Source organism: Sporosarcina koreensis, assembly GCF_001531445.1.
In the GTDB taxonomy this organism is placed as follows: Bacteria; Bacillota; Bacilli; order Bacillales_A; family Planococcaceae; genus Sporosarcina; species Sporosarcina koreensis_C.
On the sequence record NZ_LQYA01000245.1, the window covers coordinates 90,293 to 112,051 of the forward strand.

Annotated in this window: 21 protein-coding genes; 3 read left to right on the forward strand and 18 right to left on the reverse strand. The window is 44.5% G+C overall.

The genetic code is table 11. The features are described from left to right. Both AWV70_RS20675 and AWV70_RS20680 read right to left on the reverse strand, forming a co-directional pair. A partial coding sequence (locus AWV70_RS20675) for a deoxyribonuclease IV (RefSeq protein WP_060210418.1) occupies positions 1-766 on the reverse strand: 766 nt, incomplete at its 3' end. Positions 767-773: 7 nt separating this feature from the next. Next, entirely contained in the window at positions 774-2,075 is a 1,302-nt protein-coding gene (locus AWV70_RS20680) for a DEAD/DEAH box helicase (protein ID WP_060210380.1), read from the reverse strand. A gap of 112 nt (positions 2,076-2,187) precedes the next feature. On the opposite strand from AWV70_RS20680, the gene vrrA reads away from it, so the two are divergent. After that, positions 2,188-2,619 (forward strand): VrrA/YqfQ family protein, encoded by a 432-nt coding sequence (gene vrrA, locus AWV70_RS20685; protein ID WP_060210381.1) that lies wholly within the window; start codon positions 2,188-2,190, stop codon positions 2,617-2,619. Positions 2,620-2,683: 64 nt separating this feature from the next. Next, on the forward strand, positions 2,684-3,664 hold the full coding sequence (locus AWV70_RS20690) for a 4-hydroxy-3-methylbut-2-enyl diphosphate reductase (RefSeq protein ID WP_060210382.1): 981 nt from the start codon (positions 2,684-2,686) through the stop codon (positions 3,662-3,664). Between the two features lie 56 nt (positions 3,665-3,720). Here AWV70_RS20690 and AWV70_RS20695 read toward each other — a convergent pair whose 3' ends face one another. From AWV70_RS20695 to AWV70_RS20735, 9 genes are all read right to left on the reverse strand, one after another. Then, positions 3,721-4,839 (reverse strand): Nif3-like dinuclear metal center hexameric protein, encoded by a 1,119-nt coding sequence (locus tag AWV70_RS20695; protein WP_060210383.1) that lies wholly within the window; start codon positions 4,837-4,839, stop codon positions 3,721-3,723. Then, complete coding sequence (locus tag AWV70_RS20700; RefSeq protein ID WP_060210384.1) at positions 4,836-5,534, reverse strand: tRNA (adenine(22)-N(1))-methyltransferase; 699 nt, start codon at positions 5,532-5,534, stop codon at positions 4,836-4,838. The genes AWV70_RS20695 and AWV70_RS20700 overlap by 4 nt, the downstream gene beginning before the upstream one ends. A 108-nt stretch (positions 5,535-5,642) precedes the next feature. Then, on the reverse strand, positions 5,643-6,026 hold the full coding sequence (locus tag AWV70_RS20705; protein WP_060210385.1) for a c-type cytochrome: 384 nt from the start codon (positions 6,024-6,026) through the stop codon (positions 5,643-5,645). Positions 6,027-6,198: 172 nt separating this feature from the next. Beyond that, positions 6,199-7,338, reverse strand: a complete 1,140-nt coding sequence (locus AWV70_RS20710; protein WP_060210386.1) for an acyl-CoA dehydrogenase — start codon at positions 7,336-7,338, stop codon at positions 6,199-6,201. Positions 7,339-7,504: 166 nt separating this feature from the next. Then, a complete protein-coding gene (locus AWV70_RS20715; protein ID WP_060210387.1) occupies positions 7,505-7,924 on the reverse strand; it encodes a hypothetical protein in 420 nt (139 codons plus the stop codon). A 72-nt stretch (positions 7,925-7,996) separates the two neighbouring features. After that, entirely contained in the window at positions 7,997-9,169 is a 1,173-nt protein-coding gene (gene rpoD / locus AWV70_RS20720) for an RNA polymerase sigma factor RpoD (RefSeq protein WP_060210388.1), read from the reverse strand. Between the two features lie 35 nt (positions 9,170-9,204). After that, positions 9,205-11,013 carry a DNA primase gene (dnaG, locus tag AWV70_RS20725; protein ID WP_060210389.1) on the reverse strand — a complete coding sequence of 603 codons (1,809 nt, stop codon included), beginning with the start codon at positions 11,011-11,013 and terminating at the stop codon, positions 9,205-9,207. Between the two features lie 195 nt (positions 11,014-11,208). Then, positions 11,209-12,024 carry a pyruvate, water dikinase regulatory protein gene (locus tag AWV70_RS20730; RefSeq protein WP_060210390.1) on the reverse strand — a complete coding sequence of 272 codons (816 nt, stop codon included), beginning with the start codon at positions 12,022-12,024 and terminating at the stop codon, positions 11,209-11,211. Between the two features lie 40 nt (positions 12,025-12,064). Continuing rightward, a complete protein-coding gene (locus AWV70_RS20735; RefSeq protein ID WP_060210391.1) occupies positions 12,065-12,694 on the reverse strand; it encodes a helix-turn-helix transcriptional regulator in 630 nt (209 codons plus the stop codon). A 1,524-nt stretch (positions 12,695-14,218) separates the two neighbouring features. Here AWV70_RS20735 and AWV70_RS20740 point away from each other — a divergent pair. Continuing rightward, complete coding sequence (locus AWV70_RS20740; protein WP_060210392.1) at positions 14,219-15,598, forward strand: glycine--tRNA ligase; 1,380 nt, start codon at positions 14,219-14,221, stop codon at positions 15,596-15,598. Positions 15,599-15,622: 24 nt separating this feature from the next. Here the strand turns inward: AWV70_RS20740 and recO are convergent, their stop codons facing one another. From recO to AWV70_RS20775, 7 genes are all read right to left on the reverse strand, one after another. After that, positions 15,623-16,408: a DNA repair protein RecO gene (gene recO, locus AWV70_RS20745; protein ID WP_060210393.1), complete on the reverse strand. Its 786-nt coding sequence runs from the start codon at positions 16,406-16,408 to the stop codon at positions 15,623-15,625. Between the two features lie 15 nt (positions 16,409-16,423). Continuing rightward, positions 16,424-17,338: a GTPase Era gene (gene era / locus AWV70_RS20750; RefSeq protein ID WP_060210394.1), complete on the reverse strand. Its 915-nt coding sequence runs from the start codon at positions 17,336-17,338 to the stop codon at positions 16,424-16,426. Next, on the reverse strand, positions 17,319-17,732 hold the full coding sequence (locus AWV70_RS20755) for a cytidine deaminase (protein ID WP_060210395.1): 414 nt from the start codon (positions 17,730-17,732) through the stop codon (positions 17,319-17,321). Before AWV70_RS20755 ends, era begins: the two co-directional genes overlap by 20 nt. Before the next feature lie 21 nt (positions 17,733-17,753). Next, on the reverse strand, positions 17,754-18,104 hold the full coding sequence (locus tag AWV70_RS20760; protein WP_060210396.1) for a diacylglycerol kinase family protein: 351 nt from the start codon (positions 18,102-18,104) through the stop codon (positions 17,754-17,756). Positions 18,105-18,111: 7 nt separating this feature from the next. Beyond that, positions 18,112-18,582 carry an rRNA maturation RNase YbeY gene (gene ybeY, locus AWV70_RS20765; RefSeq protein WP_063124302.1) on the reverse strand — a complete coding sequence of 157 codons (471 nt, stop codon included), beginning with the start codon at positions 18,580-18,582 and terminating at the stop codon, positions 18,112-18,114. A 20-nt stretch (positions 18,583-18,602) separates the two neighbouring features. Next, the gene (locus tag AWV70_RS20770; protein WP_060210397.1) at positions 18,603-20,729 is read right to left on the reverse strand and encodes an HD family phosphohydrolase; all 2,127 of its coding nucleotides are present in this window, start codon (positions 20,727-20,729) and stop codon (positions 18,603-18,605) included. Between the two features lie 65 nt (positions 20,730-20,794). After that, positions 20,795-21,754: a PhoH family protein gene (locus tag AWV70_RS20775; RefSeq protein ID WP_201024424.1), complete on the reverse strand. Its 960-nt coding sequence runs from the start codon at positions 21,752-21,754 to the stop codon at positions 20,795-20,797. Positions 21,755-21,759: the final 5 nt, after the last annotated feature.

Consider the following 21,759-nt stretch of genomic DNA (forward strand, 5'->3'; position numbering starts at 1 on the left):
TTTTTGGAATCGCCATGAATTCTGGATGATGCACGATATAGCTGAGAGCATCAAAACCGATATGACCATGTCCAATATTCTCATGACGATCTTTCATCGCCCCACGTTCGTTTTTACTGTCATTGACATGGATGACTGATATCCTGTCCTTCCCGACGATCTTATCGAATTCATCCAACACGCCATCGAAGTCATTGACGATATCATAGCCCGCATCGTGGACGTGACAAGTGTCGAAACAGACGGACAGGCGCTCATTGTTCTGGACGCCGTCTATGATTTTTGCAATTTCATCGAAGTTCCTGCCACATTCACTGCCCTTTCCTGCCATCGTTTCAAGTGCAATGCGGACAGTCGAATCTTCAGCCAAGACCTCATTCAAACCTTCAATGATTTTAGCGATGCCTTGATCCGCACCGGCGCCTACGTGAGCCCCTGGATGCAAGACGATCTGATCTGCCCCAAGTGCCGCCGTTCTTTGGATCTCCGACTGTAAAAAATCGACACCCAATCGGAACGTCTCAGGCTTCGTCGTATTCCCGATATTGATAATGTATGGTGCATGTACGACTATATTGGTTAAGCCATTCTCTTTCATATGCAATAGGCCCTCTTCAATATTCAGTTCCTCAATCGGCTTTCTACGCGTGTTCTGCGGAGCACCCGTATAAATCATGAAAGTCGTTGCGCCGTACCCTAACGCCTCTTCACTTGAACCTAGCAGCATCTTTTTGCCGCTCATCGAGACATGCGAACCAAGTAGCAATGGTTGATCATTTGTCATTTTTTCGTTTCAATCTCCTTTCCCTTTTCTTGAATTTTTCTATATCCTTGGCCATTTTCTTTTTATATCCAGGCTTGACCTTTGACGGTTTACGTACATATGAAGCTGCTTTACGATCAAGTTCATCCACCTCTTTGACGCGCTTCTTCCTAGCATGACGCTCCTTGACTTCAACCCACTCGCCTTTTTTCACATCTTCATGAATGAATGGAATGCCCATCTTTTCAATTTGTACAATTTTGTCATCCTCTGAAGGTTCATACATCGTAATGGCGATCCCTTCAAGGCCTGCACGGGCGGTTCTCCCCACCCGGTGGATGAAGAACTCCAAGTCGTCCGGTAATTCGTAGTTGACGACATGACTTACTCCAGGTATATCAATTCCGCGTGCGGCAAGATCCGTCGCAACGATATATTGATACTCGAGATCCCTGATCTGCTTCATCATCCGGGTACGTTCACGTGGTGAAAGATCTCCGTGGATCCGGCCCGCTTTAATGCCATGCTCGCCCAGGTAACCAGCGACTTCATCCGCATTTTGCTTCGTGTTCGTAAAGACGATCGCCAAATATGGATTAATTGCATTCAAAACTTGCAATAATTTTTTCTTGCGATCCATGCTGCGGACGGGAACAAGTGAATATTTCATGCCTTCCGTCAATGGCTTTTTATTGCCGATTTGCACATGGACTGGACTATCCATGTATTTGGCCAAGAAAGGCTTGAGTTTTTCCGGAATCGTTGCTGAAAAGACGTACATTTCCAAGTTTGTCGGCATTTTGGATGCGAATTTATCGATATCCTCTATGAACCCCATGTCAAAAGCCAAATCAGCTTCGTCGATAACCAAAATGGAAGCAGTATGGATTGCTAAAGCTCCCTCTTCAGAAAGATCACGGATCCTTCCAGGTGTTCCGACAATGATGTGGGGATTCGATTTCAGCTTGTCGATGGAGCGTTGCTTATCCGTTCCCCCAATTAATAATGAACTTCGGATTGCTGTATTTTCGGTCATTTTATTCAATTCATCATATAGCTGCAAGGCGAGTTCTCTCGTTGGTGCGGTTATAACCGCTTGCAACTCTTCCTTCCCTTCATCCAGACGCTCAAGAATTGGAATAAGGAAGCTGTGCGACTTGCCTGTTCCTGTATGTGCTTGTCCGATTGCATTGGATCCTTTAAGGATTAATGGGATCATTTCTTTCTGTATTGGTGTTGGCTGTTCAAACCCTAGTCGGGCGATTGCCTCCCTAAGGAAAGGTTTGAATTGATAATCAGTGAATTTAGACATTCATATGCCTCCTAACGTATTCCTATTGTAGCATGATTCCGTTCCGCAGTATGTTATTTTCGCATACTATAGATTGTGAAAGTTCACAATGACCAAATGAAAGGGGTTATCCATGAGGTACGAATCCTTCTATCCATTCGCGCGCACGCAAAACTCGCCGTTTGCAATGAGGCAGCCATTCCGCGGCCCACAGCAGCAGCCAAACTTTTCCCAAGCGCCGAGACAGCCTTTTCAGGGGTCTCCGATGGGAAATCAGTTCGGTCCTTCCATGCCGGGACAATTCCAAAATACATCCAAAATGGAAATGTACATGCAAACAGCTAACCGGTTTTTAAATACCGCCCAACAATATGCACCGCTCGTCCAGCAAATTGCACCGATGTTCCAAAACCTGCCCGCGATGTGGAGATTATATAAAGGCTTCCAGTCTCTTCCTTCCGCGGGAGGAGCGGCAAGCAACGCTGCTGGAGCAGCATCCGCTGCCGCAGCAAGTGCCCAAGCCGGTGTCTCCAATCCTCGGATTTTTCAGCCGCCCAAATTATAATTTTGAAACGAGCGTCTGACTCCGCTATAATGGATACAGATCCCTTTAGAGGAGTGTGGAGTGAATGAAAGTTCAAAAGATTTCCCCGCGCGGCTATTGTTACGGGGTTGTCGATGCAATGGTCATAGCAAGAAATGCAGCGCTCGACAAAACATTGCCGAGACCTATATATATATTAGGCATGATTGTTCATAATAAACATGTCACGGATGCTTTTGAGGAAGACGGCATCATCACATTGGATGGGGAAAACCGGTTGGAGATCCTGGAGAAGGTGGAAACCGGCACTGTGATTTTTACAGCCCACGGTGTATCACCTGAAGTAAGGGAATTGGCCCGCCGGAAAGGCCTTGTCTCCATCGATGCGACTTGCCCGGATGTAACTGTCACTCACGACCTGATTGAAGAAAAAACTGCCGAAGGCTATGATATCATCTATATCGGGAAAAAGTATCATCCCGAGCCTGAAGGGGCGATCGGTGTAGCGCCGCATGCGGTTCATTTGATTGAGACGCTTGATGACGTTGATGGTCTTAATCTCGATAATGAAAAGCTTCTTGTTACGAATCAGACAACGATGAGCCAGTGGGACGTTGCACACATTATGGATGCACTGAAAGAGAAATTCCCTCATATTGAAGTGCACAAGGAAATTTGTCTTGCTACTCAAGTGAGACAGGAAGCAGTCGCGGAACAAGCAGGAGAAGCAGATTTATTGATTGTCGTGGGAGACCCGAAAAGCAATAACTCGAACCGCCTTACACAAGTATCGGTTGAAATCGCGAATACGCCTTCCTACAGGATTTCGGATGTTTCTGAGATCAATATCGATTGGCTGAAAGGCGTCGAGACGGTCGCTGTCACTGCTGGCGCATCAACGCCGACATTGATTGTCCGCGAAGTGATCGGTTTCTTGGAAAGCTTCGATCCGGAAGATCCTGCTACACATATACCGGAACGCAAATTCAAACTGGAACGGATTTTGCCGAAAATCAAGAATCCGGAACCTGTTAAACGCATTGAACCTTATGCAATATCAGAATAAGTGAAAGGGCTGTTCCACCGTCGGTCACCGACACGGAACAGCCCTTTTTTCTTTTATTATACAAAACGGAACGGCTCGGTATCAATTTGGGATTCGATAAATGAAACATCATACCCTTTTTTCAAGCATGCCTGTTCCATATACCTGGCCACCCCTTCGATCATCACTTTTTCTACATGATGACCCGGATCTACAATGGCAAGGTCCATCAGTTCCGCGTCTTGGGCACTGTGGAAGTCCATATCTCCCGTGACGAATACATCTGCCCCTTTTCTTTTTGCAGCTCGTATATACTTACTGCCGCTGCCTCCGAGCACTGCAACCTTACGGACCGACTTTGATGCGTCGCCGACAATCCTAACAGCCGGGACGTCTAGAACTTTTTTGACAAATTGGGCAAACTCTTTAAGTTCCATTGCTTCAGGCAATTTTCCGACCCTGCCGAGACCGAACTCCTCCGTCCTTTGGTCAAGAATAAAAAAATCGTATGCAGGCTCTTCATATGGATGTGCCGCCAACATTGCCTTCAGAACTTTTGACCGAAGCGGGCCAGGCAGCACAACTTCAATGCGCTCTTCTGTAACCTCTTCCAATTTCCCGACTTCTCCTATAAACGGATCGGCACCTGCGGATGGTGTGAAGCGTCCGGTTCCTGTGGATGTGAAGCTGCATCCCGCATAATCCCCGATAGCCCCTGCGCCTGAGCGGGCTAATACTCTCCGTAACTCGTCAGCCTGTTCGACCGGACAAAAGACCGCCAATTTATAAAGAGGATCAGAAATTGTCGGTTCCATCACTTCAATGTCCGCCAGACCCAGCCGGGAGGCAAGCAGATCATTTACCCCGCCAGGAGCGACATCCAGATTGGTGTGTGCCGCATAGACGGAGATGTCATGTTTGATGCATTTTTCAATGAGCCTTCCTTGCGGCGTATCCGTCCAAATATGTTTCAAAGGGCTGAAAATGGGAGGATGATGCGCAATGATTAAATTGGCTCCTTTTTCAATCGCTTCATCTACCACTGCTTCGTTAACATCCAATGTGATGAGGACCTTTTCGACTGGGCGATTCAACTGACCGATATGCAATCCGATTGGATCCCAATTTTCTGCGAATCTTTTTGGCGACCACTGTTCAAAAAGCGTTAGTATTTCGTGCCCATTCACTCTTTTCAATGCGTCAAAACTCCTCCGATCAACTCAATTTTTTTTCGTAGTTGTTCCTTTTTTTCATTGATTTCATTCGTGTCCCCTGCATTTTCCAATGAAGACAGGACACGTTTCCATTCATCTGACTCTCGTTTCCATTTTTCGATGAAGACTTCTGATTTTTGTTTGAACAGAAATGGGCCAACCATTATTTCCAACTCATTGTAATCCGCTTGTCCTTTTTCTAGGACGATGATTTCATAGATTTTATGATCTTCCTTCAAAATCTGTTCGTCGATAATTTTCCAGTCATTTTGAAGAGCCCACTCTCGAATTGAGGAAGCATGAATATTCGGTTGCGTGATGATCCGTTTGACGTTTTGAAGCTTTTCTCTCCCATCGTTTAAAATGGATGCAATCAACGGTCCCCCCATTCCCGCGATGCTAATTGTATCAACTCCATCATCGTCATGAATGGCATCCAGTCCATTCGCAAGGCGGACTATGATTTCTTCGGCAAGACCTTTCTTTCGGACATTTTTCACTGCCGATTCAAATGGTCCCTTTACCACTTCCCCCGCAATCGCTTTCGTAATTCTTCCCGCCTTCACTAAATGACAAGGTAAATAAGCATGATCGCTTCCAATATCAGCGAGAGTGGCGCCTTGCTCTACAAACGCTGCTACCGATGCGAGCCGTGTGGATAATTTCTCAGTTTTCAATAAATCCCCGCCTTTCAGTTACTCTTATTGTAAGGGAATTTCACTATCTTTGCCAGAATTGAAAAAGCCATCGGATGCGTATAGTTAACGCCCCGATGGCTTCCGCTCTTATTTAAGTGATAGGATATACTCTGACAGTTGGTCGATTTGCTCATCGGAGATTTGGCTACCGAATGGAGGCATTCCGCCACTTGTACCGTTTTTAATGATGTCATGAACTTCATCTTGAGATAATGAAAGACCAACAAGCGATGGTGCCATTCCACCACCAGCCAGATCACCACCATGACAGCCGATACATTTTCCTTGAGCAAAGCCCTCAGGATCAAAGTCCTCTGATGCCGCTCCATCAGTTGTTTCTTCAGTTTTACCTTCCTCATCCGCTCCAGCGATTTCTTTCTTTTGCTCGATTCCGTACAAGGACATGAAGAAAATAAGTCCTAATCCTAGCGCAAAAATAAGGATATAAGGCACTACAGGATTGTTTTTCATCGAATTACCCTCCTTCACCAGGAATTATTCTGTAAAAGTATACAGTGCACAACTAATATTGTACTGTATCCGCAAGAAAACTGAAAGACTTATCCATATACATTTCAGACTTTGTGACAATTTGGACAAACTTTCCTATGGCATCCAGCTTCGAGTGCCCTACGCTTTTGATTTAACAGCCAATTTGTCTTGCGATGACCATCCGTTGCACTTCCGACGTCCCCTCGCCGATTTCGAGCAACTTCGCATCCCTCATATAGCGTTCGACTTCATATTCTTTCATATAACCATAGCCTCCATGAATTTGAATCGCCTGATCGGCAATCTCCATGGCAACCTCGGAAGCATACAGCTTGCACATGGCGGCTTCTTTCGTGAACGGGCGTCCTTGATCTTTCAGCCATGCCGCCTTGTATACCATATTTCTGGCCAATTCGATTTTCATCGCCATATCGGCGAGCTTGAACTGTGTAATCTGAAATTCTGAAAGCGCCTTGCCGAACTGCTTCCGCTCTTTCGAATACTTCAATGCTCGATCAAAAGCGGCTTGGGCAATCCCTACCGCCATTGCTCCAATGCCAATCCTACCACCATCCAACGTGACGAGAAACTGCTTAAAACCATCACCACGCTTGCCAAGCAGGTTTTCTTTTGGAACTCTGACATTGTCTAGCACCAATTCAGTTGTATTGGAGGCATGTAAGCCCATCTTTTCATAGTTGTCGATAATTGTGAACCCTTCTGCATTTGTCGGAACTATAATGGCACTGATCTCTTTCTTGCCATTTTCGACTCCTGTGATAGCTGTAAGCGCCAAATGTTTTGCATGGCTAGCATTTGTTATATATACTTTCGATCCATTAATAACAAAATCTTCGCCTTCTTCTTTCGCTGTCGTCTGCGTCCCCCCGGCATCAGACCCTGCATTCGGTTCAGTGAGCCCAAATGCGCCGAATGATTCCCCCGTGCATATTGGTGTCAAGTATTTCCGTTTCTGCTCTTCGGTTCCGAATAGATTCAGCGGTGCACCACCTAAGGAAATATGCGCTGAGTATGTAATACCTGTTGAAGCACATCCGCGGCTCAGCTCCTCAGTAACGATTGCAAAGCTTGTCGTATCGGCACCTGCGCCTCCGTACTCTTCCGAAAATGGCAGCCCCATCATCCCCATTTCGGAAAGCTGCTTGAATATCTCGATCGGAAACCTCTTTGTCCGGTCCCTCTCAATTGCTCCCGGGGCAACGACCTCGTCGGAAAATTCCCTCATCATCTTCTTAATCATTTGCTGTTCGTCCGTCAAGTCAAAATTCATTATCTTCATCCCCCTTGTTGTGAACGCTTACAATTTGATTATACCGAAATGATCGGCATTTTCAAAATCATTCTTGTAAAAGGATGCTAGATAACGTGAAACTTCCATTAGCGGGCGTTCTTTAGCCCTCATATGGTATCATATGATTCCTAAATAATTTTTCCAGTCAATTAGAGATTACGGATTGCATTATAAAGACAACTATTAAAACTAACCCCGCAGCTCCTGAAATTGTAAAATATAGTTGTTTTAATAGTCTTCCAGCCAGCAGCCACAATAAACAGTTCACAATTAGAAGTCCGACTAACAGCATCGTCTGTCCTTCGAAAAAGATTGTCCATAATTTCAGAGATATACCGAGCACCGCGAATGCAAAGAGTATGTAGAGCGATTGAATGAAGACCGCGCGTGTTTTTACCTTCTTTTCCTTTTTTGACAGGACAGCATCCGTTGCGCTGATTTCCTGTTCATGATCCCCTTGCGTATATAGTGTTAGCAGAAAATCGCAGTAATGCTCGGGCAGCAATTTATTTTGTTTCCAATAATTAATTTCTGCCATAATAATTTTTTTTCGCTGAGCATTCATCCTGTTTCTCCCCTAGTCATTATTCTGTATAAACTGAAAAGGCATCGGCATAATGTATGCCGATGCGGGTAATCACTCCAAAAAGTCCTTTAATCTCTTGCTGCGGGATGGATGTCTTAGCTTCCGCAGTGCCTTCGCCTCTATTTGACGAATCCGTTCACGCGTAACACCGAAGACTTTACCAACCTCTTCCAAAGTCCGCGTTCTGCCGTCATCCAAGCCGAAACGCAGACGTAATACATTTTCTTCCCGGTCTGTCAGCGTGTCCAGAACGTCTTCCAATTGTTCTTTTAATAATTCATAGGCAGCGTGGTCTGACGGTGACTGTGCTTCAGAATCTTCGATGAAATCGCCCAAGTGGGAATCGTCTTCTTCACCAATCGGCGTTTCAAGCGAGACAGGTTCTTGTGCAATTTTCAAGATTTCACGGACTTTTTCAGCAGTCAAGTCCATTTCCTCTCCGATTTCCTCTGGCGATGGCTCACGTCCAAGGTCTTGAAGCAATTGACGTTGAACGCGTATTAATTTATTGATCGTCTCTACCATATGCACCGGGATACGGATTGTACGCGCCTGATCCGCTATAGCTCTGGTAATTGCCTGACGGATCCACCATGTCGCATACGTACTGAATTTGAATCCTTTCGTATGGTCGAACTTCTCAACCGCTTTAATAAGGCCCATATTCCCTTCCTGAATCAAATCAAGGAAAAGCATACCACGTCCGACATATCTTTTCGCGATGCTGACAACTAGACGCAGGTTGGCTTCCGCAAGTTTCTTCTTGGCATTTTCGCCTTTCTCGACAATCTCCAATAATGCCGGGTCCGGCTTTTTCATTTCGGCGAGCTTCTCTTCCGCTTCCACGCCTTCTTTTATGCCAATCGCTAGTTTGACTTCTTCATCTCCGGTCAACAAATCGACACGACCGATTTCTTTCAAATACATGCGTACGGGATCATTGATTTTGACACCTGGCGGGACGCTCAGATCATTCAAGTCGAATTGTTCCTCATCCTTGGCATTCGCTTCTTCTTCATCTTTACGCTCCATCTCAATGCCAGCGGCTTCAATCTGGTCAAGGAACTCTTCGAACTGCTCAGGCTCCATCTCAAATACGGATAATTTCTCCGTTACCTCTTCAATTGTCAATTCTCCAGCTTTTTTTCCTGCTTCCAATAAACCTGCTTTCGCTTCATCTAATGTCATTTCGTGCTCCATTTCTCCAGATTGCTCTTTAGTCATAATACCCGTTCCTCCTTAATTCACCGGAATACGGCCTACATTGCCGATAATGATTTCCGGAGCTGTATAATTTCCCTGGCCAGCTCCAGCGCCCGGGTATGATTGTTCATTTTTTCCGCTTCTTTAGATTCGTGCATCATCTCTTCAATGCGCCTCACAATCCTTTGCCTATTGAGATGATGGATGCAATCTTCTATTTCCTGTTCAGCAAAGTCCGGATCTCTCTCAAGCATTGCCGCTTCCATGACGACCTTGCGCAGCTCACGATCCTCTAAGGACTCCGCAAATCTATGGAAATCAGGTGAGGTATGCTTTTCATAAAAACCGGCTAGCTTTATGAAAATCGCAACGTATTCTTCCCGAAAAAAAAGGTCCTGGTGGTCATCCCGAATTCTGTCGAATAAATTTCCATCGTTCAGCAGATGGCATAACAGTAATCTTTCAGCCCGTTCGAGGCTCGACATCTTCCTGTTGGACACTATCACCGGTACGGCTTGTCCTTCCGGTTGCATCGCCTTTTCCTGACTAGCCAGCTTGCCGACCTTTTTCATCAGTTGTTCATTGAGGGCACTCGGAGATACTCCCGTTTCAGCCGTCAGTTGTCTGATCATCAAATCCCGTTCAACCGGGGAGACTTTCTCTGCAAGCTCCTCCATAACTTCATGGATATATTGCAACACATCGTTCTCATGAGACAAATTTTTAGACCTTTTATAATAAGCCATTATAAATGACATATACGAATGTGGATTGCCGATTACCTTTTCGGCGAATGATTCCCCGCCATATGAAGAGATATATTCATCTGGGTCCATTTTTCCCGGTAATAAGGCAATTTTTGCATCCATTCCTTTTTGAGTGGAAAGGATTGCAAACCGTTTCGCTGCATCCCATCCTGCATTGTCGCCATCACAGCAAATGATCAGCTGATTGGCAATCCGCTTCATTTTGGTCAGATGGGTATCAGACAAGGATGTACCCATAACTGCAACACTATTCATAATTCCCGCCCGTTCGGCGGCAATTGTATCCATAAAACCTTCGAACAGTATTACTTTACCCGATTTACGGACATTAAGACGTGCGTTGTGAAAATTATAGAGCAATCGGCTCTTCTCAAAAATTGGTGTTTCCGGGCTATTCAAGTATTTGGCTTCCTCTTTCGACTCGGATAATGTCCTTCCTGAGAAAGCGACGACATTTCCATTATCGTCATGTAACGGAAACATAATACGTCCACGGAACCTATCGAAATACCCAGTTCCATCATTTTTCATAATGCAAAGTCCGGCAAGCTCCATCTCCTTCATATCAAACTTCTTGCGCATCAACAATTGGGTGAGCACTTCCCGATCATCAAGCGACCATCCTATACCATACTTTTCGATATGCTCACGGGAAAACCCTCTTTGCTCCAAATAATGTAATGCTTTTTCACCCTCCACTGTGTTCAGTAATAAATGACTATAAAAGTTGGCCGCAAGCGCATGGGCATCTAGCATATGCTGAAATTCATTTGATTTTCCGCTTTTGAACGACTCGTTGAAAGAGACTTCCAATTCGATACCTGCACGCACGGCTAACTTGGAGATAGCTTCTGTAAAAGGACTATTTTCAATATCCATGACAAAGGTGATGGCGTTTCCGCCAGCTCCGCAACCAAAACAATGAAATATTTGCTTATCCTCTGAAACGGAAAAAGAAGGAGTGTTCTCTCCGTGGAATGGACATAAGCCGAACCAGTTCCTGCCCCGTTTCGTCAATTGGACATATTCGCCGACCAGATCGACGATATCCGTTTTGGATCGGATCTCTTCGATAGTCTCTTCTGGAATTTTAGTCATCCTATCACCATTCTCTTCTCACATACTTGAATTCGAGACAGTTTTCATAAATCCTTCTTATTCGACAAAATAATTTCCTCATCACATCATTTTTTTCTAAAATATGATTTTGTTGCATTGACAATATACTATTGTACACAATCCGCAAAAGAAGAACCAACCATTTTTTACTGGGTGGTCCTTCTTTTGTGTATATTATGAATTGCGATTGGCTACTTCACTTAAAATCAAGTTAGCTGTCTCTTCAACAGCTCTGTTTGAAACATCGATCACATTACAACCGATTTTTGAAACGACCTTCTCAAAGTGTTCCAACTCTTGCTTGATACGTTCGATTCTCGCATAATTTGCATTATCCTTCAAGCCGAGCGCTATCAATCTCTCTTTCCTTATTGAATTGAGGACACTTGGAGAAATGACTAAACCAAAGCATTTCTTCGGATCAATCCTATACAATTCCTCAGGAGGATCGACTTCTGGAACGAGCGGCACATTCGCTACTTTAAATCGCCGATGTGCAAGATATTGGGATAAAGGAGTCTTTGAAGTACGGGAGACACCAACCAGAACGATGTCCGCCTTCAGGACTCCGCGTGGATCCCTGCCGTCATCATACTTCACGGCAAACTCAATCGCCTCGATTTTCTTGAAATAATCATCATCCAACTGACGGACAAGCCCCGGTTCCTCGAAAGGTTTTTCATCAAGTGATGTGCTGATTTCTTCGACAATCGGGCCTAACAGATCAATACATTGCAATCCATTGTTCTGGCATTCCTCTTTCAGTTTCCTTCGCATGCAGCTTTTCACAAGCGTATAGATGATGATCGCATTTTGACGCTTTGCCAAATATGCAATTTCACGTAGCTGGGATTCATCCTCCACATGTGAAAACCGTTTCGTCGAAACTGTTTCGAGATCCTGTCTAAATTGGCTCGCTGCTGCCTTGGCAACTAAATCCGCTGTCTCGCCGACAGAATCGGAAACGATGAACAATGTCAACTTTCTCATTGTATCACTCCTCTTTCATTTTGCTCAGAAAGGCAACCGCTTATAATTCATGATCTTCAGCTAACGAAAGGAATGCACGTGTAATATTCGTTTTTGTAATTCTCCCCACTACGTCCAGCCCCTCTTCTTTCACGATGACTACAGGAAGGGAGTCGATCTGTTGATCGATCATTTTTTTTGCTGCTTGTATAAGTGAATCCTGCTTCTTGCAATATGTAATATTCGGCATCCTTGTCATGATGACATGGACCGGGATTTTATCCAGCTCACTGTTTCCAAGGCTTGTTCGCAATAGATCCTTTCGTGACAGGACACCTGTCAGACAGGAGGATTTATCAACGACAAACAGCGTTCCGACGTCATCCAAGAACATCTGACAAATAGCGTCATAGACTGTCACGTTTTCATTGACGACTACAGGAATCGATTGGAAATCACCAACCTTCATTCCGATCATACCGTCAGCAACTGATTGGGTCGGTTTCTTGCCAGAATAGAAGTAGCCGACGCGTGGCCTTGCATCCAAGTAGCCTGCCATTGTCAGTATTGCGAGGTCAGGTCTTATCGTTGCTCTAGCCAAACTCAGCCTTTCAGCAATCTGTTCACCAGTGATAGGACCATCCATTTTGACAATTTCAAGGATTTCAGTCTGGCGCTTATTCAATTCCATATGAATCACCGCCCTAATCGTTCGATAATATATCCTTGCTTAGTATAGCATTTTACATCCATAATTCCTAACCCGACAGCTTCGTTTCCGTCTTGGCAGCTTGGATGCAGCTTGTTTAAGTATTGTGTTTGTGGGTGATTGAAAAAGTTCTGTGTACTGCTAACACCATTGATTTCCGTTCCGATTGGACGCTTTCCGCGGGCACGGCTTCAGCCAATCGAACAGCGCAGGGTTCGATTGGCCGTATTTCTGCGTTCTTTGCAAAAATTAAGGCAGCCTTCAACATTGCTCGCAAACGCCGTTCTCCGTTACGGCGTTCGCTGGAGTCGCCAATCTGCACTTCAATCAATTGGATTGTAATAATAAAAACACGTAGCTAAACACAGCATTTGAAAACGTAGGAAAAACAGTGATTTAGACTTGTTAAAAACCAATAAATCTAGACTGAAATGCTTATGATTCCATAAAAAACTCAATTTCAATTATGAAATCATTTATAGAAATGTTTCAGTTTATCTTTTTTTAAGAAGCAAGTTCTTAAACTTTCATCTATTACCTAAAAGCATACAGAAGTTATTATAGATGCAATAAAAAACATTTCATAGCTTCTACAGAATCTATTGAAATCTTGTAATAACATTTGGTACTCGAGTAGAAGTCCTACGATAAATACAAATCCCAAACCAAAGAAAATGTGGATAACGAAAGACGAAAATATTCGTTGATTATTTGTAAACTGTTCAGTTGATTTTTCAGCTAGAAAAGACACAGGAAGTTCATACAGTGTAATATAGCGGGTATTGCAATCGGACTTATAAAGAACGCCATTGGAAAAACAGCTAATAGCTCTTCCCCGTCTGCATAAACAAACCAAGCAGCAATAAGTATGATTGATAACAATGAGGCGAAAATAAATGTTAAAATTTTCTTTTCAGCATATTGTCACCTTACTCTATATCATATTACTAAAAATTGAAAGTGCACAACGTTATAATAACAAAAATCCTAGGGAAAACAGCATTTTGTAAAAGGAATTTCTGTTGAATGGAGTGCAGAGCGAAAGCCGTTACGAAGAACGGCTTTTGCGAGCATAAGCGAAGCGTTGCGAGCACCGTTTTAAAAGGCACTGCCTTAATTTTTTCGAAAATCATGTAAAAATACGGCAAAGCTCATCCTGCGTGATTCGCTTCGCTCGGAACGGATATCAACATGGCTTGGATTTCATTATAAAAATGAAAAATACAATCAATCTAACCTGTGAAGAGCAATATGGATTGCAGAGATTGAGGAAGCGTGCTACACTAATACTGAATTCAATAGGCGGAGATAGGTCAATAAGTAATGCCACTTTGAGCGAACGGGGAGAGTGAAAGCCCGTATTGGCATGAAACGGCAACCTGGAGCTATATTTCTTCAAGAGGGTTGCTTTGGCTGCCAATCGAGGTGGAACCGCGGGTCATTATGCACTCGTCCTCGGACTTCATGTCCGGGGATGGGTGCTTATTTTAATTGGAGGGATTTTACATGTACACAATGGAACAGATTGTCAATTTATCGAAACAAAGGGGCTTTGTATTTCCGGGATCGGAAATATACGGTGGCTTGGCGAACACTTGGGATTACGGTCCTCTAGGCATCGCGCTGAAAAATAATATCAAGCGTGCATGGTGGCAGAAATTCGTGCAGGAGTCCCCTTACAACGAAGGGCTCGATGCTGCGATCCTTATGAACCCGAAAGTATGGGAAGCTTCCGGTCATATCGGGAACTTCAACGACCCGATGATCGATTGCAAAAAGTGTAAAACTCGCCATCGCGCTGATAAGCTGATCGAGGATGCATTGGATGAAAAAGGAATTGAATTGGTCGTAGACGGCATGCCATTTGAAAAGATGGAAGAACTCATCAAGGAACATAACATTGTCTGCCCGACTTGCGGCGCTATGGATTATACCGGCATCCGCCAGTTCAACCTGATGTTCAAAACGTCACAAGGCGTTACCGATTCATCTGCAAATGAAATCTTTTTACGTCCTGAAACGGCGCAAGGAATTTTCGTCAACTTTAAAAATGTCCAACGGTCCATGCGTAAAAAGATGCCTTTCGGAATCGCTCAGATCGGTAAGAGCTTCCGTAATGAAATTACACCAGGAAACTTCACGTTCCGTACTCGGGAATTCGAACAGATGGAATTGGAATTCTTCTGCAAGCCTGGCGAAGATATGAAATGGTATGAGTATTGGAGGGACTTCTCCGAGAAATGGCTGTTGGACCTCGGTTTGACAGTCGAAAATATCCGACTGCGCGAGCATAATGCCGAAGAGCTTTCGCATTACTCAAAAGGAACAGTGGATATTGAATTTAAATTCCCATTCGGATGGGGAGAGCTGTGGGGAATCGCGAACCGGACCGATTTTGATTTGTCTCGCCATATGGAACATTCAGGCGAAGATTTCCATTATTTAGATCCAGTGACGAACGAAAAATATATCCCTTATTGCATCGAGCCTTCCGTCGGTGCCGATCGCGTTACTATGGCATTCCTTTGTGATGCGTTTGACGAAGAAGAGCTAGAAGGAGACGACAAACGTACAGTGATGCGTTTCCACCCTGCCCTGGCTCCTATTAAAGCGGCAGTCCTTCCTTTATCTAAAAAGCTTTCAGAAGGCGCAGAGGAAGTGTATGCTGAACTGCGTAAGCATTTCGCTACACAGTATGATGACTCTCAGTCCATCGGAAGACGTTACCGCAGACAAGATGAAATCGGAACTCCTTTCTGTATCACTTACGACTTTGATTCAGAGGAAGATCGCCAAGTGACAGTAAGACACCGCGATTCCATGGAACAAGTCCGTATGCCGATTGCGGATGTTAAGGATTATATCGAAAAACATCTCGTATTTTAATTGTAAAAAAACCGGAGGAAAAGGTCATTCGCCTTTTTCTTCCGGTTTTTCTTTTTGTGGCAATAATTCCGGGGTACGTTCCAACTGATCCAGGAATGACCGAGATTTCAATCGTACCCCTACTTGTTCATCATAAATTGTACGAACGATTTTTTTCATGAATTGCTTCGTCGCCTTTTTCAAATTCAAAGAACCGACCTGCTCGATCGGCACTGTGAAAAAGGTTCGAATCAGCCTCAGCTGTGTCGGTGTGATCCTGACAAGATACGGATCGATTTGGAAGCAGCGATGGCAAAGGAAACCGATTTCCTGGAACGAGAAGGCGAATTCCCCTTCAGTGGCCCCACAATTGGCACATTGATGCAACACAGGGTGGACACCTGCGACGGGCAGCATCTTCCACTCGACGAATAATGCAATTGCTTCGGGGTCGTATTGCTCGTTGATCGCATGCAATGCTTCGTACAACAACCCGAATACATTCGGTCCCTGTCCATGGTCTTCGGTCAACCGATCGATAAGCTCCACTATGTAGCTGGCGTAAGCCGTCGCTTCAATATCCTCACGGATATGCCTCATCGAATCGATCGGCTCGCCTTGTTCAAGCGACCCCATCCCACGCCCGGATCTTAGAAGATAATATCCGTGCGTGAATGTCTGGGTAACCGCTGCTAAACGGCTGGCGGGCTTTTTTGCCCCCCTCGCCATTGCTGTCATTTTTCCCGCCTCTCGCGTATAGAGAGTGACGATTTTATTCGATTCGCCGTACGGAATGCTCCTCAGGATGATTCCTTCCCATTTATTCAGCAAGGACACCACTCCTAATCAATATTCGTCTTCGCGGAATCCGAATTCCCGGAGTTGACCAGGTTTATTGCGCCAGTCTTTCTGCACCTTCACCCATAGTTCCAAGTATACTTTTGATCCTAAAAGCATTTCGATGTCATGTCTTGCTTTCGTTCCGATTTCTTTTAAGAGAGCGCCTTTTTTACCGATGACAATCCCTTTTTGGGAATCACGATCGACGATGATCGTAGCAGCCACATCGACCAGTCCGCGGCCTTCATCCCTTTCGATCTTCTCGATGACGACAGCGACCGAATGTGGGATTTCTTCCCGTGTCAAATGCAAAACCTTTTCCCGAATAAATTCGGAGATGATGAAGCGCTCCGGATGATCGGTCACTTGGTCGTCCGGATAATACTTCGGCCCTTCCGGCAAATAGTTCGTCAATGTTTCCATTAACCTCTCGACATTGTTGCCGTTCAATGCAGACAATGGCACGATTTCCGCAAAGTCATACTCTTTCGTATACGAAGTGATGGTCGTCAACAGATCGTCAGGGTGAACGAGATCGATTTTATTAATCACGAGGAAGACAGGCGTTTCCGTGTTTTGCAATAAATCGATGATGAATCTGTCCCCGCCGCCGATCGGTTCATTGGCATTCACCATGAACATGATGACATCGACTTCCTTTAACGTATTGCGTGCCGACTTCACCATGAAATCCCCTAGCTTATGCTTCGGCTTATGAATGCCGGGTGTATCAATAAAAACTAATTGGGAATTGTCTGTCGTGACAACGCCTTGCACTTTGTTCCTCGTTGTTTGTGGTTTATCGCTCATGATGGCGATCTTCTGGCCGACGACCCGGTTCAAAAATGTTGATTTGCCAACATTCGGTCGACCAATGATCGATATGAAGCCGGATTTAAAATTATTGCTGTCCTTCTGCATATTCAAGATCCTCCTTGGAGAACGCTCCAGGTAACAATTCCCCAACAGTCGTTTCTTTCACTTTTCCATGTAAATTCGTTAAATAGACCGGCATGTCCGAATCACAAAATTCAGCGATCACTTGTCTGCATGCACCGCATGGTGAAATCGGCCCTTCCGTATCGCCTGTTACTGCCAATGCTTTAAAATCCATAATCCCTTCTGAAATAGCTTTGAAGAAAGCTGTCCTTTCGGCACAATTTGTCATGCTATAAGCTGAATTCTCGATATTACAGCCATGTATGACTTGTCCGTCAGCCGTCAAGAGTGCCGCGCCGACGGGGAATTTCGAGTAGGGCACATAGGCTTTTTCACGTGCCTTGTTTGCTTCTTCCATCAATTTCACTTTATCCATACTTACACCTCAACATAATTTTTAGTAGAACCATTTAGGAATGAATATAATCAGACCAATGATGGCGGAAAAAATCGCGAAAATCAAAACGGCTCCTGAAGCAAGATCCTTCGCCTGTCCTGCGAGAGGGTGTATCTCATTTGTAATGAGATCGACAGTCCTTTCAATCGCCGTATTGATCAATTCCAAGGCCGTCATTCCGCCAAAGAGGATTAAAATGATGCACCATTCAGTCGCAGTGAGACCTGTTACAACACCTGCTGTCGTTACGATGACAATAGCAAGTGCATGGAACCTAAAGTTCCTTTCAGTCAGAAGGCCATGCTGTATTCCCTTAAACGCATACTGAAAAGATTTGAAGAAAGGATGCATCTTCGATCTACCTTTCCAGACCGAAAGAAGTCAGGATTTCCTTTTGTCTCCCGAACATCTTCATTTCATCCTCTTCAGTCATATGATCATAGCCTAGGAGATGCAGGAATCCATGCAATGCCAGAAATCCAATTTCTCGTCTTTCATCGTGGCCGTATTCCGCTGCTTGACTTGCCGCTGTCTCGACTGAAATTAGAATGTCGCCGAGGACGACAGGCATATCGTCTCCCTGGATAATAGCGACTTCCCCTTCCGTCATCTCCTCAAGTGCAAATGAAATCACATCGGTCGCCTTATCTTTTCCCCTGTATTCAGCATTTATTTTCCGGATTTCTTCGTCCGTCATGAACGTTACGGACACTTCTGGATTATCCGAAAGCCCCTCCATTCCCGCAGCATGATTCAATACTTCTTCTACAAGTCGGGTAATGTCTTCGGTCACTTTCCCCGTTTCGTCATTAAAATAAATATCCAGCAATTCTTTCGCCTTCCTTCTGATCAGTCCGGATACTCGATCCGGCTATGGAAAATGCCGTTCAACGTTTCACAAATAACATTTTCAACCGTTTTCAATTCTCTCATTGATAAATCGCATTCATCGAATTGCCCATCATTCAATTTAGAAGTGATAATCGACTTCACCAAATTTGCGATTCTTTCCGGAGTAGGCTCCTTCAAGGAGCGCACTGCCGCTTCGACACTATCCGCAATTGAAATGATTGCAATTTCCTTCGTCTGCGGTTTTGGACCTGGATAACGGAAATCATCCTCCACCACATCATGTCCCATTTCCTTTGCCTTTACAAAGAAAAATTTCAAAAAGCTTGTTCCATGGTGCTGCCTTGCAATGTTGATGATTTCAATCGGCATTTTATGCTTGGCAAGCAGGTCAGCTCCATCATTTGCATGGGCAATAATGATATCACGGCTTTTTTCCGGTGGCAATTCATCATGGGGATTTACAGAGCCATGCTGGTTCTCGATAAAAAATCCAGGCCGTATCGTCTTCCCGATATCATGATAATAGCTGCCTACCCTCGCAAGCAGACCATCTGCCCCTACAGATTCACATGCAGCATCAGCCAAATTCGCGACCATTACACTATGATGATATGTACCTGGTGTTTCGGTGAGCACTTTTTTCAATAGCGGATGATTCGGGTTTGATAATTCTATCAGCCTCATATCCGAGAGCAGCCCAAATGCGGATTCGAAAAAGGGCATCAATCCTATTGTCAAGGCCCCTGATATGATTCCCGAAGCCAAAGCGGCAATCAAGTAAAATACCAACTCGGAAAGTTCATACGTAGACTGGGTCATTAGCAAATAGAAACCTATGAAAAGAATATTAGAAGCCGCCACGACGAGGCTTGTCCGTAAAATATTCGACCTTCTTCCGTTATTCCCTAACACATAGATACTGATGATTCCGCTGAACAAAATATACAGAGCGATCTCCATCTGCATAATTGCAGCGAATCCTTCCTGAAGCATGATTCCAGCTGTCGAAGCTGTGATGATCGTCAGCATGAATGCAAGCCTTTCATTCGTCAACAATTTCGCAAGGAGGGGTGCGAGCGCTGTCGGAAATAGGAAAGCGACCTGCACATCGAACTCTTTATCAATTAAACTGATTAACTTCATCATGATGACGAGGATAAAAAAGATGGAATAGATAATCAATAATGATTTCTTTTTCTTATTATTATCTTCCCTCCATGTAATAAAGTGCATAAATACAATGGCTGACACAAAAACCACATAAAGCATGAGACCTGCCATCGGCTTGGTGGAGGACTGATTCGTCAAAAGACCCGTCAATTCCAATTGTCTATAAATTTCCGAGTCGATGAATTGCCCTTCCCGGACAATGACTTGTCCTTGTAGGATCCTAGTAGGCTCAACTGCACTCTTTTCTTCTTCGATTCTTTTGTCCGTCAATTCTTTATTGATCGTTTCTGTTTCAACGACAAGTGATCTTCCCAGTGTGATAAGCGTCTGTAATTCCGCTGGAGGAATCGCTTCTGACAAACGAAGCTTTCTTTCCACTTCGTAGCGGACTGTTGAAAGATCACCGCTCCGTACCGGCTTCGATAATTCCTCAACAATAATACTAGAAATTTCGCTCTGCATCTTGCGCAGAACTGATACATCTCTTGTCAACAAACTCGAAATCGCATCATCGGTCAATCTAAGGGCCGGTTCCTCTTCTTCCAGTTTCAAAAGTTTTTCTCTACTATCCTTTATCTGCTCGGTACGAGTTTTCACTTTTTTATCTGGATCATCGGTGTCTGGACCATTTTCCTGCTTTTCCTTTATGATGATATCGAATAGCTCGATCGCGATAGCAGCCCTATTCTTCGCGATATCTTCCGAAAACTGATAAAACGGAGTCACTTCGGATTCGATTCTTCGTTTTTCCTGTTCCGTTTTCACAGTGTCTTCAACAGTTTTTAACGAGCGGATCGTCTTCGGAGATATTTTGAATTCATGGAGCTCATACGTCTCCTGCTTTACATTGCCATACATAAGGGAAAATAATGCGATAGCTGCCAATACAATTACGAACAGTGATAAGTATTTGAATTTCAAGGATTTGAAAAGTTTAATGATGGGTGTGAACACAAACAACCTCCCCCTATCTCTCTTTATCTTTACACCGTTTTCAAAATGATGAAAGAGCAGTCATTTTAGGATGACTGCTCACTTTCATATGCTTCAATGATTTTCGCCACAATCGGATGACGAACGACGTCGCCCTGCTCCAAGTATTGGAAATGAATTTCAGGTACTTTTTTCAAAATCGCTTCGGAGGCAATCAATCCCGAGTCAACACCCCGTGGCAAATCGATTTGTGTCTTGTCTCCTGTAATCACCATTTTGGACCCGAATCCGAGTCGAGTCAAAAACATTTTCATTTGCGCTTTCGTCGTATTCTGAGCCTCATCAAGGATGACAAACGCATCATCAAGCGTACGCCCCCTCATATACGCCAAGGGAGCGATTTCAATCACCCCACGCTCTATGAGCCGTTCTGTATGTTCCGTCCCTAGCACGTCATGCAGAGCGTCATAGAGAGGACGCAAATAAGGATCCACCTTCTCTTTCAAGTCACCGGGCAAGAATCCAAGGCTTTCACCAGCCTCGACAGCAGGCCGCGTCAAAATGATTCTTTTTACGGACCCTGTCTTCATCGCCTGTACGGCAAGAACAACTGCGAGATACGTCTTTCCGGTACCCGCTGGCCCGATGCAGAAGACGAGGTCATTCTTCCGGATGGCATGTATATATTCGCGCTGCCCGATCGTCTTTGCCCGAATCGCCTTTCCTTTTGCTGTCCTGGCAATCTCCTCATCGTATAACTCAGCAAAATATTCAATCGTCCCGTTTTTCACCATTTCGATAGCGGTGGAAATATCGCGTAAATTGATATTGACGCCTTTACGAATTACTTTCAATAGTTGCTCCAGGAGATACTTCCCTGCAATAATATCCTGTTCCTCACCAGCTAGCGAAATGGTATCTCCTCTGGTGAGTATGGAAATATTCATGGACTCTTCAATCAATTTCATATTTTGATCGGAAATGCCTAGAAGCATGACAGCCTCATTCGGCTCCTCGATATGAAGTTGAATCAGTTGTTCGCTCAATAGTT

Excerpts from the sequence above, each read along its gene's own strand:
- AWV70_RS20680 (WP_060210380.1), bottom strand. The coding sequence starts at position 2,075 with ATGTCTAAATTCACTGATTATCAATTCAAACCTTTCCTTAGGGAGGCA.
- vrrA (WP_060210381.1), top strand. The coding sequence starts at position 2,188 with ATGAGGTACGAATCCTTCTATCCATTCGCGCGCACGCAAAACTCGCCG.
- AWV70_RS20690 (WP_060210382.1), top strand. The coding sequence starts at position 2,684 with ATGAAAGTTCAAAAGATTTCCCCGCGCGGCTATTGTTACGGGGTTGTC.
- AWV70_RS20705 (WP_060210385.1), bottom strand. The coding sequence starts at position 6,026 with ATGAAAAACAATCCTGTAGTGCCTTATATCCTTATTTTTGCGCTAGGA.
- AWV70_RS20710 (WP_060210386.1), bottom strand. The coding sequence starts at position 7,338 with ATGAATTTTGACTTGACGGACGAACAGCAAATGATTAAGAAGATGATG.
- AWV70_RS20715 (WP_060210387.1), bottom strand. The coding sequence starts at position 7,924 with ATGAATGCTCAGCGAAAAAAAATTATTATGGCAGAAATTAATTATTGG.
- rpoD (WP_060210388.1), bottom strand. The coding sequence starts at position 9,169 with ATGACTAAAGAGCAATCTGGAGAAATGGAGCACGAAATGACATTAGAT.
- dnaG (WP_060210389.1), bottom strand. The coding sequence starts at position 11,013 with ATGACTAAAATTCCAGAAGAGACTATCGAAGAGATCCGATCCAAAACG.
- AWV70_RS20730 (WP_060210390.1), bottom strand. The coding sequence starts at position 12,024 with ATGAGAAAGTTGACATTGTTCATCGTTTCCGATTCTGTCGGCGAGACA.
- AWV70_RS20735 (WP_060210391.1), bottom strand. The coding sequence starts at position 12,694 with ATGGAATTGAATAAGCGCCAGACTGAAATCCTTGAAATTGTCAAAATG.
- AWV70_RS20740 (WP_060210392.1), top strand. The coding sequence starts at position 14,219 with ATGTACACAATGGAACAGATTGTCAATTTATCGAAACAAAGGGGCTTT.
- era (WP_060210394.1), bottom strand. The coding sequence starts at position 17,338 with ATGCAGAAGGACAGCAATAATTTTAAATCCGGCTTCATATCGATCATT.
- AWV70_RS20755 (WP_060210395.1), bottom strand. The coding sequence starts at position 17,732 with ATGGATAAAGTGAAATTGATGGAAGAAGCAAACAAGGCACGTGAAAAA.
- AWV70_RS20760 (WP_060210396.1), bottom strand. The coding sequence starts at position 18,104 with ATGCATCCTTTCTTCAAATCTTTTCAGTATGCGTTTAAGGGAATACAG.